A 14953-nucleotide genomic window follows, 5' to 3' on the forward strand; every position below is an offset into this window, starting at 1 on the left:
CGTTGCAAGCATAATGAAAACTGAACACTGATCCAAGCTGCAACTTCAGTTATACTCCCCCATTATTTTTTGCAGCAGTAGAGATTTTGTAACTCATGACCCTTGCGTCTCCTTTTGCACCGCCCCTTCCAAAGTCGGCACAGCAGGATATTACTTGGCAACAACTGGTCGGCAGCAGCATTGCGTTGGCACTTGCACAGGCCATTGACCAGCATGATGGCCCGGTGGTGATTGTCGCGCCGGATACGCCCACTGCCTTGCGCTTGGAGCATGAAGTGCAATATTTTGCACAGCCGCAGCAGCACCCGATCATGATGTTCCCAGACTGGGAAACCTTGCCCTACGATAGTTTTTCGCCGCATCATGACATTATTTCAGAGCGGCTACGGGTATTAACACGCCTGCCTGATTTAACCAAAGGTGGGGTGATTGTTTCCCTTAGCACCCTGCTGCACCGGTTAGCACCGACGGATTATATTGCCGGGCAAAGCATTCAAATCCAACCGGGACAAACCGTCGATATTCATCGCCTGCGGCAGCGCTTAGAGCGCGCGGGCTATCGCCATGTAGCGCAAGTGATGGAACATGGTGAGTTTTGCGTGCGCGGCTCGCTGTTGGACCTCTACCCTATGGGCAGTGAGCAGCCTTATCGCATTGATTTTTTCGATGACGAAATCGACTCTATCCGCGTGTTTGATGCCGACACCCAACTTTCCGCGGGCGTGGTGGATGCCATTGACTTACTACCGGCCCATGAATTCCCCACCGACCCAACCGCCATCGAACGGTTTCGGGTGAATTATCGCGAGCAATTCGATGCGTCCAACGATCGTGAATCGATCTACATGCAAGTGTCCAATCAGCAGTTCCCCGGGGGCATTGAGTACTATTTACCCCTGTTTTTTGAGCAAACAGCCAGCTTGTTTGACTATCTGCCTGACAACACCTTGCTGATCACCTTGGGCGACTTACAAACCCATTTGGATCATTTGTGGCATGACATTCATCAACGCTACGAGCAGCGCCGCTATGACGTACAACGTCCCATTTTAACGCCGCAGCAACTGTATTTAAGCGTGGACCAAGTGCATGCCGGGTTCAAAGCCTTGCCACGCATTCGTGCGCTGGTTCCAGCCGATAAACCGCAACCGGGAGCCACCCCTTTTGGCACCGCTGCGGTGGGTGAAATTGCAGTCAATCATCAGCTGAAAAACCCGCTCGAAAAACTGGCAGAACGGTTAACCCGCGACGATTACCAGCGTATTATTTTTATGGTGGAGTCGGCCGGTCGGCGCGAATCACTGCGTGAGTTATTGAGCCCTCTGCAATTGGGCCTTACCCCGGTCGAACACTTCCAAGACGCGCGCACCCAAAACCTTGACGTGGCCATCGCCATTGGCCCCATTGGCAATTCGTTTTTACTGACCGACGAGCAACTGTTGGTGATCACCGAAACCGAATTATTGGGCCAACGTATTGTGCAGCGCCGGCGCCGTGATCAAAAAGCCACGGTGAATGCCGAGAACATGGTGCGCAACCTGGCCGAACTGCGAATTGGCCAACCCGTGGTGCATTTAGAACATGGGGTGGGACGCTACCAAGGGTTGCAAACCCTGCCCGCAGGCGGCATCACGACTGAATTCGTGACCATTGAATATGCCAATAACAGCAAGCTTTATGTGCCCGTGGCCTCTTTGCACTTGCTTAGTCGCTACAGCGGCGGCGAAGAAGCCAGCGCTCCGTTACACAAATTAGGCAGCGATCAGTGGGAAAAAGCCAAACGCAAAGCCGCTGAAAAAATCCGTGATGTGGCCGCCGAGTTGCTAGAAATTTATGCCCGTCGTGAAGCCAAGCCGGGCCATCCGTTCAAATTGGATGAAACCGATTATCAGCGATTCGCCAATAGCTTCCCGTTTGAAGAGACCGAAGACCAAGCGGTGGCCATTATGGCCGTGCTCAACGACATGCAAAGTGACCGTGCCATGGACCGCTTGGTGTGTGGGGATGTGGGCTTTGGTAAAACCGAGGTCGCCATGCGTGCCGCCTTTGTTGCGGTCAATGACAACAAACAAGTGGCTGTGCTGGTTCCCACCACCCTGTTGGCACAGCAGCACTATGATAACTTTAAAGACCGCTTTGCCGACTGGCCGATTCGGGTAGAAGTATTGTCGCGGTTTAAAACCGCCAAACAAACCCAACAAGTGTTAGCTGATTTAGCCGAAGGCAAAATTGATTTAGTGATTGGCACCCACAAGCTGTTAAGCCCCGATGTGCAGTTCCATGATTTAGGCTTACTGATTGTGGACGAAGAACACCGCTTTGGGGTGCGCCAAAAAGAAGCCATCAAACGTCTGCGGGCCGATGTGGATATTTTAACGCTCACCGCCACGCCAATTCCGCGTACCTTGAATATGGCCATGCATGGTGTCCGCGATCTCTCCATTATCGCCACTCCACCGGCCAAGCGCTTAGCAGTGAAAACCTTTGTTCGTGAATATGACGAGCTCACCGTACGAGAAGCCGTGCTGCGTGAAATTCTGCGGGGCGGGCAAGTGTATTTCTTACACAACAACGTCGAAACCATTGAAAAAACTGCCGACGAGCTCGCAGCTCTGGTTCCTGAAGCTCGCATTACTGTGGCCCATGGCCAAATGCGTGAGCGTGAACTGGAACGCATTATGTCGGATTTTTACCATCAACGCTTTAACGTGTTGGTGTGTACCACCATTGTTGAAACCGGCATTGATATTCCTACCGCCAATACCATTATTATGGATCGCGCGGACAAGCTCGGACTGGCACAATTACACCAATTACGGGGGCGAGTCGGTCGTTCTCATCACCAAGCCTATGCCTATTTGCTCACTCCGTCGCCTAAGCGCATGACCAAAGATGCCTTGAAACGTTTGGATGCCATTTCACAATTAGAAGATTTAGGCGCAGGCTTTATGTTGGCCACCCACGACCTTGAAATCCGTGGCGCAGGCGAACTCTTAGGCGATGTGCAAAGTGGGCAAATCGAAACCATCGGTTTCACCTTGTATATGGAAATGCTGGAACAGGCGGTGACGGCGTTGCGGGAAGGCAAAGAGCCTTCGTTGGATCACCTATTGGCCGAGCAAACCGATGTGGATTTACGAATCCCGGCGTTGTTGCCAGATACGTACATTGCCGACGTCAACACTCGCTTAAGCTTTTACAAGCGCATTGCCAGCCGTAGCGAGAACGAGACCTTGGATGATATCCAAGTGGAATTGATTGATCGCTTTGGCTTATTGCCAGAACCGGTCAAAAACCTGATCCGCGTGGCTGAAATCCGCCAGCAGGCGCAACAATTGGGCATTCGTAAAATTGATGGCGGCCCACAAGGCATCACCATCGAATTTGCTGAAAATAATGCGGTATCGCCGGCCTACTTGATTCAGTTGATTCAGCAAGCCCCGCAAGAGTACCGCATTGATGGCCCCATGCGTTTACGTGTTCTTCGTAAAATTGACGATACTCAAGAACGTTTGAAACTGGTAGAGTCATTACTGGAAGAATTTGGTCGAGGACAACTATGATTCGTTGGTTACGAACTGGAGCAATGCTTTTCGCTGTGCTGCTAAGCGGACCCTTGGCAGCGCAAGAATCACCCGCTGACTGGCGCTGGTTTGAAGTGGAAGTTATGGTCTTCAAACATCACGCGAACCGTGAACTGGAGTCATTCCCGTGGCACGCTCCGCGACAGTTCACGCCAGCGGTTGACTTATTAAGCCCGCACTACGTGCCCAACTTTTTTGGTTACCTCAATGGGCTACCAGTTTGCCCTGAGCCGCAAGAAGGCTCGTTCGCACTGCAAGTCCTTTGCGCCCACGCCCATGAAATCGATCCATTTGCTCCGCCTTGGTACCAACCCGAGCAAATGCTCAACCGCTATCAAACGGCCCCCACCACCATTGTCGATGGCCGTGGTGGGGACATGCGCACTAGCTTTAGCCCGTTTTTAATGCCCCGTGACAATCATGAATTCAACGATTTCCGGCAACAACTCATTCGTCGCCAAGTCGGCACCCCATTGCTTCACCTAAGCTACCGGCTGCCGGTCTTTAATCGCAACCAAGGGCAGACCATTCGCTTATTCGGCGGGCGCAACTTTGGCCATGAGTTTTTACCCAACGGCTACCCTATTCCGCTAGCAGAAACCGAAGAACCTACCGCCTACCAAGGCGAAGCACAGTTATTCGCTGAATTGCAGGAGCTGTTCGAACAACTTTCGAACCAGCAGTTACAACTCAGTTACCGTGACCATGGCACACCGAACCCCCCGCCCTTTTTAACTGAACAGGAAAGCGAAGCGCTGCAGCAAGCAGTGTGGGAGTTGGACGGCTTATTGCATATCTATTTGGTCGGGAACTACCTGCATATTGATACCGACCTTGAGTTGCGAGTGCCTCAACAGGTTCGTTTCAATCAACGGGAATTAACCGGGCAAATTGAGCACGCTCTGCAAACGGATCAGGTCACCTCAGAGTTTCTACGCAGCTACCGGTTAAATCAGCTGCGCCGTGTGATTAGTCATGAAACCCATTATTTTGATCACCCCAAACTCGGACTGGTGGTGCAAATTCGGCGTACGGATTTATCAGCACGTCGCTAACAGGACCCGACAATTTTTTTCATTATGAAGTTGGATGTTATGAAAATTCAGAAAATAACAACGCTCATTCTTAGCACCTTGGTGTTAACCCTAGTTGGCTGTGTGCAATTCAAGCAGCCTCCGTTATGCGATGCAGAAATTACACCTATCGCCACCATTCAAGGCAGTGCGGCACAATCGCCGTTGCTGGATCAAAACGTCACCACGCGCGGCATTGTCACCGCAGTCTGGCAAGGTGCGGATCAATTACAAGGCTTCTTTATTCGCAGCATCGAACAAGACGATGACTTGAACCCCGCCACCTCCGAAGGGTTATTTATTCATGTGGGCGACACCCCGCAGTTGGTCACCGTGGGCGATTTAGTCTACGTTAGCGGCACCGTGGCTGAAACCAATCAGCTCACCCAGCTGACGCAAGTGCAACAAGTCGTGGTGTGCAAGCAACAACAAGAGTTTGCCTACCAGCCTGTACAACTGCCATTCAGCTCAACCGCAGCGTTTGAAGCGCTAGAAGCCATGCCAATTCGGTTCGAGCAAAACTTAGTGGTAAATGGCCATTATCGCTTAGCTCGACACGGCCAATTTACCGTGGCCCATGAGCGCTTATACACGCCTACGCAGCATGTAAAACCGGGTGAAGCGGCACGGTTACAGGCGCTACAAAACGAACTCGCACAATTAGTCATTGATGATAACGTCACCACCGCAGGCGCCACGGCGATGGCTGCACAGCTTGGTTTAACCGCCGACCAACCACTGCGCAGCGGCGATCAATTGGCACCGGTGCAAGGCATCCTGAACCAGCACCACGCCCAATATCAATTGCAGCCAACCAGTGCCATCAGCGTGGTGGCACGGCATGAGCGCCCTGCTGCGCCCACCGCTCCGGCAACGAACACCATTCGTGTGGCAGCCTTTAACGTGCTGAATTACTTCAATGGCGAAGGTGCAACGAAAACCTTCCCGACCAAACGCGGCGCACGTACTCATGCTGAGTTTGAGCGCCAGCATACCAAAATCATTGCGGCATTAAGTCAACTCAATGCCGATGTGATTGGTCTCTTAGAAATTGAAAACGACGGCTATGGCCCGAACAGCGCCATCGTTGAGTTGGTGACAGCGTTGCGCGAAGCAACCGGGCAACCCTGGGAATTTATTCAACCCAGTGCCAAAGGCTTTGGCACCGACCAAATCACCAATGGTTTAATTTATCGTAGCGACAAAGTAATTCCGCAAGGCGACGCCGTTACCCTACAAAAAGGCCCGTTTGGCACCCGCAGTCGGCTACCGTTAATTCAACGGTTTTCACCCTATAATACCGTGGAAAACATCGTGGTAGCGGTCAATCACTTTAAATCCAAAGGGGGTTGCCCCAAACAAGCAGGTAGTGCGAATGCCGACCAAGGCGACGGCCAAGGCTGCTGGAACCCCGTTCGCCTGCAATCATCTCAATTGCTGGCCGACTTTATTGAAGAACACCCTGATTTACGTCGTCACTCATTGCGCGTGCTGATGGGCGACTTTAATGCCTATGCCCAAGAAGACCCAATCCAACACCTGCTTGAGCGCGGCTATTACAACCGTATTGATGTGTTCGATACCCAAGCTTATACCTATGTATTCAATGCCCAAGCCGGCAGCTTGGACCATATTTTGGTATCGAGCAACTTAGCGCCGCGTGTGGTGCAACAAGGGGTCTGGGCCATCAATGCTGATGAGCCGAGCTTACTGCAATATCAATACGCCACGCCGGACACGCCGTGGTTTGCGCCAACCCCTTACCGTTCTTCGGATCATGATCCGGTGTACGCGGATATTCAATTCTAACGAAAAGAAAGACAAACCCCTTGTCACACTCCTGCCCTTTGTTGCATCTTTCTATCTAGCAGATGCAACAAGGGCGATAACGTGAGTAAGGAAACCTCTGGCTTTGGGCAACCCACCGACGCGGCCACCATTCGTGCCGCCAGTCGTGGTAATCAGCGTGCACAACACACGATTTTTGAGCGCTATAAAAATGCCGTGTTACGGACTTTAATTGGCATGTGCCATGATCGGGAACTCGCTCGTGATCTCGCCCAAGAGGTGTTTATTCAAGCCTTTCGCAAGTTACATCAAGTAAATCAGCCCCAAGCCTTTGGCGCTTGGCTGAAGCGGTTAACGGTGCGCGCTGCGCTGAGCTATTTTCGCTCGCAGCCGCCGCCCCATGAACCACTTGATGAAGCCCTTCATGCCCAACCGGCATGGACCCAGCCGATAGACCAATTGCTTCAGGTGCGTGACATCGCCACCTTAATCAATCAGCTCACGGCCCCAGAACGGTATTCGGTGTGGTTGTATTTAGGCGAAGGATACAGCCATGAAGAAATTGCAACACTCACTGGTGAAGCGGCAGCCACGGTGCGCAAGCGTTATCAACGCGCGCTTGCCAAGCTGCAAGCTTATGTATCCCAGAAGGAATCATGATGAAAACACCCTTAGAGCAACAATTACGCCAACAATGGCAACAATACGTTGCCGAACAAGCAGAACAAACAACGCTGGAGTTTGAACCGCAACCAGCCACCGCTCGGCAGCGCTTCTACTCACCACTACGCCCCTACTGGTTAACGGCCGCCGCCGTCGTGTTAGGGGTCAGTGCCGTGTGGTGGGTGCAGCTCACCCCGTTCGAAGCTGCGACCGACTCAGCTTTTGCTGATGTTGCCACACCGCCACCGCCGCCACCGATGTTACTGGCCGGGGACTACCACCTCGATGCGCTAGAGCGGCGCTTGCAACAAGCCTATCTGCAAGGCGCCAATGAGGCCGAGTTGGCCCAACTGTGGGCGCACTATCACGCGTTAACGCAATAGGAGGTAGAATCATGCGTTGGATAACCTTTCTTTTGATCATCACGCTCAGTGGCCTTAACCCGAGTGCCGCAGCGCAAGAACTCGATGCGCGCGAACATGCGCGCGCCGCCGCTGTCGCTGCCAGTAAAACGGTCAGCTCGCGAGAACCGATAACCTTACAAGAGCCGGCGCGCAGCTATTTTGAATGGGGCGCTATTGTGGCTGACAATGGCCAAGTACTGTCAGTGCGACCCGGCAGTGTGGCGGCCACCATGGGGCTGCAACCCCAAGATCAGCTGATTCATGTCAACGAATTCCCGTTTGAGCCCGGGCAGTTGTCACAATTTCTAACCAAAATTTCCGAGTTAGAACACAACCAATCCTTCGTGGTCGGCGTGCGCCGAGACCAGCAAACCTTGGATCTAACCGGCACGGTTCGAGCCACGGTGATCCCAGGCTGGCGTTTGGAAGTATTCCATGAGGTCGAAGAAACATCGTTAGCCCCAGAGACTGCCCAGCAATGTGGGCGAATCAGCGTGTTTTTCACCCCGCCCGCCGCCGCTGATTTACACCCAGCATTCATTAATAGCATTGACGGCACCAATGTGCGGATTCAAAACCCCACCCTCAAACTGGCGGCACAAGAATACCAAGTGGGCGTGCATGAACTCATTCAAGATCCCAGCGTTCGCCGTGGTCGTGGTATTGCTCCAGAAAAGTACCTGACATTGACCATTGAACCCAACAAGGTGTATCACATTGGCGCACGTTTTATCCCCGCCAAGCGGTTTAAATATATCCGCGGGGACTACTGGGAACCGGAAGTTTGGAAAGTGACCGAGCAAAACTGTCAATTGGACTAATTCGTCATCCGACTGTCATCTGCGCGTGATATACTGCGCGCAACATCAGATGTTTTAGTAAAGGATGATCAATCACATGAAATCGCGCGCCTTATTTTCGCTAACGGCTCTGTCCGTGTTCGTACTCAGTAGCTGTGCGACCACAGCTCCATCCACGTCAGCGGTCACCGCTGAAAGCACCGCTCCCAATATTATTTTTATGATTGGCGATGGCATGGGCTTTGAATATATCTCTGCCTATCGTTACGCCATTAGTGAGTTGGGGCAAGATGAACTGGCGCCGACGCCATTTGATGATTTACTGGTAGGTGCCGCCACCACCTATCCTGATGACGATACCTGGGTCACGGATTCTGCTGCCGGTGCCACGGCCTTAGCCACTGGCTATAAAAGTTACAATGGTGCCATTGGTCTGGATACCCATAAGAACCCGCAGCAAACATTGATGGAACGTGCGCGTGAGCACGGCTGGGGCACGGGTGCGGTCGTGACCGTGCAAGTGAACCACGCCACCCCTGCCAGCTTCTTTACCCATCATCCATCGCGCAGTCTTTATAACGACATCGCCGATAGTTACGCCACGCAAGTGACCAACGGCGGTTGGAGTTATGATGTGTTGCTCGGCGGCGGTTACAGCTATTTTCATCGCGACGATGTGAATTGGTTGCCGCAACTGACCGAGCAAGGCATGCAAGTGATCACCCAACTCGACCAATTGGACGAGATTCAGCAAACCCCAGTGTTGGGACTATTTGCGCCCAAAGCACTGCCGCTTGCCATTGATACCCGCACCGATCGCTTGGCGGACATGACCCAACACGCACTGCGCCTGCTGGATCAACAATCGGAGCAAAACGGTAAGCCGTTTGCGCTCATGATTGAAGGCAGCATGATTGACTGGTGTGGCCACGCCAACGATATCGCCTGCGCTGTGCATGAAATGGCCGACTTTGCCAATGCCGTGCAAGTGGTGCGTGATTACATGGCCAACAACCCCAACACCTTATTGGTGATCACTGCAGACCATTCCACTGGTGGTTTAACACTGGGCCAAGGCGGTGAATACGCATGGCATACCGACAAAGTGATGGGAATTCAAAACTCCTTTGAAGTCATGGCTGGCGAATTGGCCAAACGGCCACGGTCTGAATGGCGCGAGTACCTGACGCCGGTGTTGAACTTGCCACTCACCGATGCCCAGTGGGACAGCTTAATGGCGGTGCAATTAGATGAGTCCGTGCAAGGTCGTGAACGGTTGTATCCGATTCATCAGGCACTGCTGGCTATCGTCACCGAACACACCCGCACTGGTTGGACCACCTCAGGTCATACTGCGGTCGACGTCCCCATTATGGCGGCCGGCCCAGGTGCTGACCTGTTCGGTGGCTATATGAACAACACTGAAATCGCGAAGGCGTTATTGAAGTTGGTGCGCTAAGCGCACCACCCCAATTCCTCCGCACGTTGCTGGGCAACTTTGGGCACATCGGTTGCCACAAAGTGTTGGTGTAAAATCTGCACCCCCAGCACGTGATTCACCATGGCATCCAACTGCACTTTTTCTTCTGCCGACGTACGCTCATCGCCATAACGCTCGAGCATTCGCTGCACCTCAGCTGCATCTAAAATCCCTGCCTCAGCAATGGCTTCTGCCGATAAGTAGTGGCGTGCAAGCTGCTGTACCGCCTGCCATTTATGCGGATCGGTGTGAGCTGGTGGAGCCATAAAGGCAAACTTCTCACGATAATATAAGGTGTCCGGTAACAAGCCCCTCATGGCCTCACGCAGCACGTGCTTCTCACGCTTGCCCTTAATGCGCAAATGAGGCGGAATGGTGGCCGCATATTCAGCCAAGTGATGGTCTAAAAATGCCGGCCGTGCTTCCATGGAATGAGCCATATCCACCCGATCCCCACCCCAGGTTAAAATTTGCCCCTCCAACATGGTCTTAATCCACACGTACTGCGCTTTATCCAGCGGGTGACGATCGGCCAACATGCTGGCATCCAAGGTATCCGCAATGGCTTGGCCGGCGTCATAGCCCTGCAACTGGTCTCGATGAGCAGGCGCCAGCAAGGGCATGGCCAGTTCACTACAAGACAGCCAAGGTTGTAAACAGCTTGGCGTAAAACCCACTTTGGCCGTCAGCGCAGCACTTTCCCATTCTTCACGGGCCAACATGGCGCCCTTCACCAACTGATTCGACTCGGCCAGGTGTTGTTGCCAAGCTTCACGCTCTGCCGCTGGCAAATGGGCCAAGCCATGCTTAAACATATCCAACCGAAACGACGGGTAGCCGCCAAAGAGTTCATCGGAGCCCTCGCCCGTCAACACCACTTTATAACCGGCCTGCTGCACCTGTTGGCTCATCAGGTACTTCGCCACCCCTAAGGTGTTATAAATGGTGCGTTCGGTGTGCCATAAAGTATCGACAAAATGGTCGTACAGTTCTTCCCCGGATAAACTCATCACATGGTGGTCTGCCCCAGTGACTGCTGCCATTTCTTTGGCAATGGCCGTTTCATCATAGTCGGCTGAGTTAAAACCAATGGTGAACGCTTTGATCGGGTTTTGTGACACCGCCGCGGCCAATCCTAAGATGGCACAAGAGTCGATGCCGCCGGACAAATAACAGCCCACGGGCACATCCGCATTCAAACGTAATTCTACGGCTTCCAAGAGCTTTTCACGCACGCCATCCACGTACTCCTGCTCCATCGCAGCATCGGTGTCTTGCACATGAGATGTGGGAAAGGTCATATCCCAATACTTGCTCTGGCTTATCGTCAGCTGCCCTTGCGCACGCTGGATTTTAACCATATGCCCCGGCGGGACTTGCTGAACCCCCGCAAATGCGGTGGTACCTGGCACCATCACTTGAATCAACTGATGGAATAGCCCCTCACTGGAAAACTCACGCGGCACCTCAGGGTGCGCAAACAAGGCTTTAAGTTCTGAGCCAAACACCACGCCTGACTCGGTTTCTGCGTAGTACAGGGGTTTCACCCCAAAGCGGTCACGCACCAAATACAAGGTATCCAACGCGCGGTCGTACAAGGCAAAAGCAAACTCGCCGCGCAACTGGGTTAAGGTTTGCTCCAGTCCATCCCGTTGATACAGGTGCAATGCAATCTCGGTATCCGCTTTACTGCGGAACTGAACGCCCTGCGCCGTCAAATCAGCACGGATGCGTTGAAAATCATAAAACTCGCCATTCACCGCCAACATCACCTGTTGGTTCTCGCTCACAAAGGGTTGGCGAGCCCGTTGTTCATTTAAATCAATAATCGACAAGCGCGCATGGCTGAACCCGACGCCACACTCCGGCAGCACCTGGTAACCAAACCCATCAGGCCCGCGATGGGACATCATGGCAACCATATTCACCAATTGCTGCGGTTGCGGTTGCTGCTGCACATCGCGCTTAAATATTCCGGCAATTCCACACATTTAATTCTCCTGCTTAATTCTGGTTACACCACATCAATCACGTGCTCGGTACGCTCCACCATACAAGTGAGCAGCGCCATCCGCAGAAACACCGCACCGCGCGCTTGGCTGAAATACCAATTGTGCGGGGTATGATCGAGATCGGTCGCAAGTTCTTCACCGCGAGCCAGCGGGTGTAAAATAATGGCGTCGGGTTTCAACGGAGAGGCCGCATTCAGGTGAAAGCGCCGACCGTAGGTATGCACACAATCCCCTTCCCACGAAATCGCATTGATGTAGATAACATCCAACTCAGGTAATTCGGGCTCCAGCTGGTGGCTGGTGGTAATTTTCAAGCCACGCTGCTCCAACTCTTCCCGCTGGCCTGGAGCAAATAACTCGGTCTCTGCCGCGTCATCGTAAATCACCACCACTTCGGCAACCGCGTGCGAGAACACGGACAAACACTTCAAAAAGCTCCGTACCGTGCGCATTTTATTGGGCACCCCAATCACACCCACACGAATTTTGTTGGTCACCGTAGGGTCCAACAAATCTGGGCGCCATTTAAAAATGGCATACATATCCGCCAAAGCTTGGGTTGGGTGCTCATCGGTGCCATTGCCCGCATTAATAATCGGGATCCGTAAAGAATCCATCATGTCGTACAAGGAATGATTGCAATTGTCCCGCAGCACCACACAGTCACCGTAGTTATTGAACATTTCGGCAACGTCCGCCAAGCCTTCACCCTTGGCAATTCCCGTGGTGGAACGGTCGGTAATCGACATGATATCGCCCCCCAAGCGATGCCAAGCACTCTCAAAGGACAAGCGGGTGCGCGTACTCGGCTCATAAAAAGCACTGATTAAAATTTTATTGCGCAGCGGGGTATGAAAGCGCTTCGGGTTACTTTCAATTTTGGCCGCCAACCGAAAGAGTTGCTGCATGGTGTGCTGATCAAACTGATCACCCGAAACGATATGCTGGTTGGCCAATTGAATCAGGCAATCGCCCTCTTCTTGGATAGCCCGCAGTAACGCCTTTGGGTGCGCATCACCATAAACATCAGGACGAGCGCGTTGAAACGAAATATCTTGCAACGTCATTATCAATTACCATAGTTGATTAGAAAGGAGGTCTCGCAACCATAAAATAAGAAGGTAAACGGGGCTGATTGCAGCAAAGAGCAAACATCCCAGAATCAGTAAGTTAAATGCAGTGAGCCCTAGCATCCGTCCGACTCCTGTAATTGCTGCCAACGAAAGCTGGTGGTCGACCACCGCAAGCCCAGCACACACACCAGCATCGACACCACACTGGAGGTGAGCGCTGCCACGTAAAAACCCACCACAAAGTAGCTGATTAACCCCAGCGTACTCCCGGCAATCATGGCAAGGGTGGCGGTGCGACCGCTCAGTTTCGGGTGATAAAGCCCCAACACAATGGGGAAAATAGTGCTGGCAACAAAGGCCCCGGTGAAATGCAGTAAGGCGGCCAACGTCGCAACCTGAGGTAAGCACAGCAGCCAGGTAAACACCCCTAAGCCAATCAGGCACAGGCGATTCCAGCGAATAAGCTGCTGATCGTTCGCTTCGGGATTAAAAAATTGGCAATAAATATCTCGGGTAATCAAATCGGAGGTAGCTGCCAACAGGGAATCAAGGCTAGAAGCCAGCGCTGAAAACACCACAACCAGCACAATCACGGCACCGACTTTGCCGAGCACTTGCGCCGTCACCATGGGCCCAATCATGTCCGCGCTGGGTGGGTAGATGCCGAGTTGCGGCGCCGCCAGCGCAATAAAGCCCGTGACGATAGGAATGGGTAACCACAGGAGCCCGCCAATAAGAAAGGCTTTAAACGCAATCCCCTTGCGGAAGGCCTGCGCACGGGACCACCACACATTGGAGTGAAAAATCTCCCCCAGCCCAAAGAAAATATTATTAAATAAAAACATCAAGGCAGCAGGAAACAGTAAATCCAATAACTTAGGGTGATTATCCGATAGGTTTTGATGGATGCTTGCTAAGGACACCTTATCGATTAAGAACCACGCTGTGACCACCACGCCAATGATAATGACTACGGTTTGAATAAAGTCCGTGGCAATCACCGCGCGCAGGCCACCGAACAAGGTGTAACCAACACAAATAAACAGAATCACCGACATGCCAATGTGATAATCCAGGCCGGTCAATGCTTGCAGCAAAATGCCACCCGCCATGCCCAAACTGACCAACCACCCCAAGGCATAGATCAATGAAATCACAATAAACGGCCACCATGCTGCACGCCCAAACCGCAAGCGAATAAAGTCACCGGAGGTGTAGCCCATGGGCATCAGCTGTTTGATACGTGCCGCTAACGGGGCAAATAAAATTAAGCCAAGGGCGGCGAAGGAATACCCCACCATGCCCCAAATACCCAACTGATAGGCCAGTTGCGGCGCGACTAAGGTGGTGTTACTGGTCACCCAAGTGGCCATGGCCGTTGCCATGGCTAACGCTAAGCCCACCTGCCTACCAGCGAGGGCAAAGTCATCATGGGTTTGATTCTTGCGGCCTAAATACCAGCCATAAAAAATCCACAGAATCCCAAAGGCGATAATCAGGGCCACCCCAAGGGAGGTGGGCAATGCATAGCTGATGGGTTCACTCATAACGACTACGACTCCAATGACCTCGAACAATCATCACCACCAACAACCCAAACATGGCGCCCCCAAAACACAATAATCCAATCGCCAAGTTCAAGGGATAATGCTGCACCCTGACCATCACCACCGGCCCTACTTGGTTAGGTGCCGAGCCATCAACGCCCGCCTGAGCCAAACGGAAATAGTGTTGGCCGTTGGGAAAACCAGACAACGTCATCTGAGAAAAGTCAGCAAACCACGGGTATTGAGCAGTGACTTGAGTAAACTGGGGGTCGGTCGAATATTCCACCACCAAGGGAACGGTAGGAAGTGACTGTAATTGAAGGGTAAAGTATCCTTCGCGACTGATAGCTGGGGCGGTTAATAGCGGCAGTTCGGCGCGCACTGAGGGGGGTGCTTCATGCGCAGCGGGAGGGCGCGCGTGCAGCGTGATTAAAAATAGCAAAATAATCTGAACAATAAACCTTGCGCGGTTTGGCACAATTCCTCCCAGGCTGATTCGTTATTTAGGCTAACAAGTGAGGAAAAGCAT

11 protein-coding genes are annotated in these 14953 nt (G+C 52.6%); 7 read left to right on the plus strand and 4 right to left on the minus strand.

Annotation, left to right across the window (positions count from 1 at the left end; translation table 11 throughout):
* Positions 1–95 precede the first annotated feature (95 nt).
* The 7 genes from mfd (at position 96) to BLP64_RS02195 (ending at position 9771) form a co-directional block, all read left to right on the plus strand.
* Positions 96–3563: a transcription-repair coupling factor gene (mfd, locus tag BLP64_RS02165; protein ID WP_092591300.1), complete on the plus strand. Its 3468-nt coding sequence runs from the start codon at positions 96–98 to the stop codon at positions 3561–3563.
* Positions 3560–4639 carry a CsiV family protein gene (locus BLP64_RS02170; RefSeq protein WP_092591302.1) on the plus strand — a complete coding sequence of 360 codons (1080 nt, stop codon included), beginning with the start codon at positions 3560–3562 and terminating at the stop codon, positions 4637–4639. The genes mfd and BLP64_RS02170 overlap by 4 nt, the downstream gene beginning before the upstream one ends.
* Positions 4640–4678: 39 nt before the next feature.
* On the plus strand, positions 4679–6466 hold the full coding sequence (locus BLP64_RS02175; RefSeq protein ID WP_176754886.1) for an ExeM/NucH family extracellular endonuclease: 1788 nt from the start codon (positions 4679–4681) through the stop codon (positions 6464–6466).
* 81 nt (positions 6467–6547) lie between these two features.
* Positions 6548–7105 (plus strand): RNA polymerase sigma factor, encoded by a 558-nt coding sequence (locus BLP64_RS02180; RefSeq protein ID WP_176754887.1) that lies wholly within the window; start codon positions 6548–6550, stop codon positions 7103–7105.
* Positions 7102–7491, plus strand: a complete 390-nt coding sequence (locus BLP64_RS02185) for a hypothetical protein (RefSeq protein WP_143001062.1) — start codon at positions 7102–7104, stop codon at positions 7489–7491. Before BLP64_RS02180 ends, BLP64_RS02185 begins: the two co-directional genes overlap by 4 nt.
* An 11-nt stretch (positions 7492–7502) precedes the next feature.
* A complete protein-coding gene (locus BLP64_RS02190; RefSeq protein WP_092591310.1) occupies positions 7503–8333 on the plus strand; it encodes a hypothetical protein in 831 nt (276 codons plus the stop codon).
* 76 nt (positions 8334–8409) lie between these two features.
* On the plus strand, positions 8410–9771 hold the full coding sequence (locus tag BLP64_RS02195; protein WP_092591312.1) for an alkaline phosphatase: 1362 nt from the start codon (positions 8410–8412) through the stop codon (positions 9769–9771).
* Here the strand turns inward: BLP64_RS02195 and asnB are convergent.
* The 4 genes from asnB to BLP64_RS02215 all read right to left on the minus strand — a co-directional run bounded on the left by asnB (position 9768) and on the right by BLP64_RS02215 (position 14902).
* Complete coding sequence (gene asnB, locus BLP64_RS02200) at positions 9768–11783, minus strand: asparagine synthase (glutamine-hydrolyzing) (RefSeq protein ID WP_092591314.1); 2016 nt, start codon at positions 11781–11783, stop codon at positions 9768–9770. The genes BLP64_RS02195 and asnB overlap by 4 nt on opposite strands.
* Positions 11784–11806: 23 nt before the next feature.
* On the minus strand, positions 11807–12871 hold the full coding sequence (locus tag BLP64_RS02205) for an aspartate/ornithine carbamoyltransferase family protein (RefSeq protein ID WP_092591316.1): 1065 nt from the start codon (positions 12869–12871) through the stop codon (positions 11807–11809).
* Positions 12872–12990: 119 nt separating this feature from the next.
* Complete coding sequence (locus BLP64_RS02210; protein WP_092591318.1) at positions 12991–14424, minus strand: sodium:solute symporter family protein; 1434 nt, start codon at positions 14422–14424, stop codon at positions 12991–12993.
* Positions 14417–14902: a hypothetical protein gene (locus BLP64_RS02215; RefSeq protein ID WP_092591320.1), complete on the minus strand. Its 486-nt coding sequence runs from the start codon at positions 14900–14902 to the stop codon at positions 14417–14419. Before BLP64_RS02215 ends, BLP64_RS02210 begins: the two co-directional genes overlap by 8 nt.
* Positions 14903–14953 lie beyond the last annotated feature (51 nt).

Source organism: Pseudidiomarina indica (assembly GCF_900104245.1).
GTDB lineage: Bacteria > Pseudomonadota > Gammaproteobacteria > Enterobacterales > Alteromonadaceae > Pseudidiomarina > Pseudidiomarina indica.

What these genes read in the sequence shown, in the direction of transcription:
- mfd (WP_092591300.1), top strand. Translation starts at nt 96, where the DNA reads ATGACCCTTGCGTCTCCTTTTGCACCGCCCCTTCCAAAGTCGGCACAG.
- BLP64_RS02170 (WP_092591302.1), top strand. Translation starts at nt 3,560, where the DNA reads ATGATTCGTTGGTTACGAACTGGAGCAATGCTTTTCGCTGTGCTGCTA.
- BLP64_RS02175 (WP_176754886.1), top strand. Translation starts at nt 4,679, where the DNA reads ATGAAAATTCAGAAAATAACAACGCTCATTCTTAGCACCTTGGTGTTA.
- BLP64_RS02185 (WP_143001062.1), top strand. Translation starts at nt 7,102, where the DNA reads ATGATGAAAACACCCTTAGAGCAACAATTACGCCAACAATGGCAACAA.
- BLP64_RS02190 (WP_092591310.1), top strand. Translation starts at nt 7,503, where the DNA reads ATGCGTTGGATAACCTTTCTTTTGATCATCACGCTCAGTGGCCTTAAC.
- BLP64_RS02195 (WP_092591312.1), top strand. Translation starts at nt 8,410, where the DNA reads ATGAAATCGCGCGCCTTATTTTCGCTAACGGCTCTGTCCGTGTTCGTA.
- asnB (WP_092591314.1), bottom strand. Translation starts at nt 11,783, where the DNA reads ATGTGTGGAATTGCCGGAATATTTAAGCGCGATGTGCAGCAGCAACCG.
- BLP64_RS02205 (WP_092591316.1), bottom strand. Translation starts at nt 12,871, where the DNA reads ATGACGTTGCAAGATATTTCGTTTCAACGCGCTCGTCCTGATGTTTAT.
- BLP64_RS02210 (WP_092591318.1), bottom strand. Translation starts at nt 14,424, where the DNA reads ATGAGTGAACCCATCAGCTATGCATTGCCCACCTCCCTTGGGGTGGCC.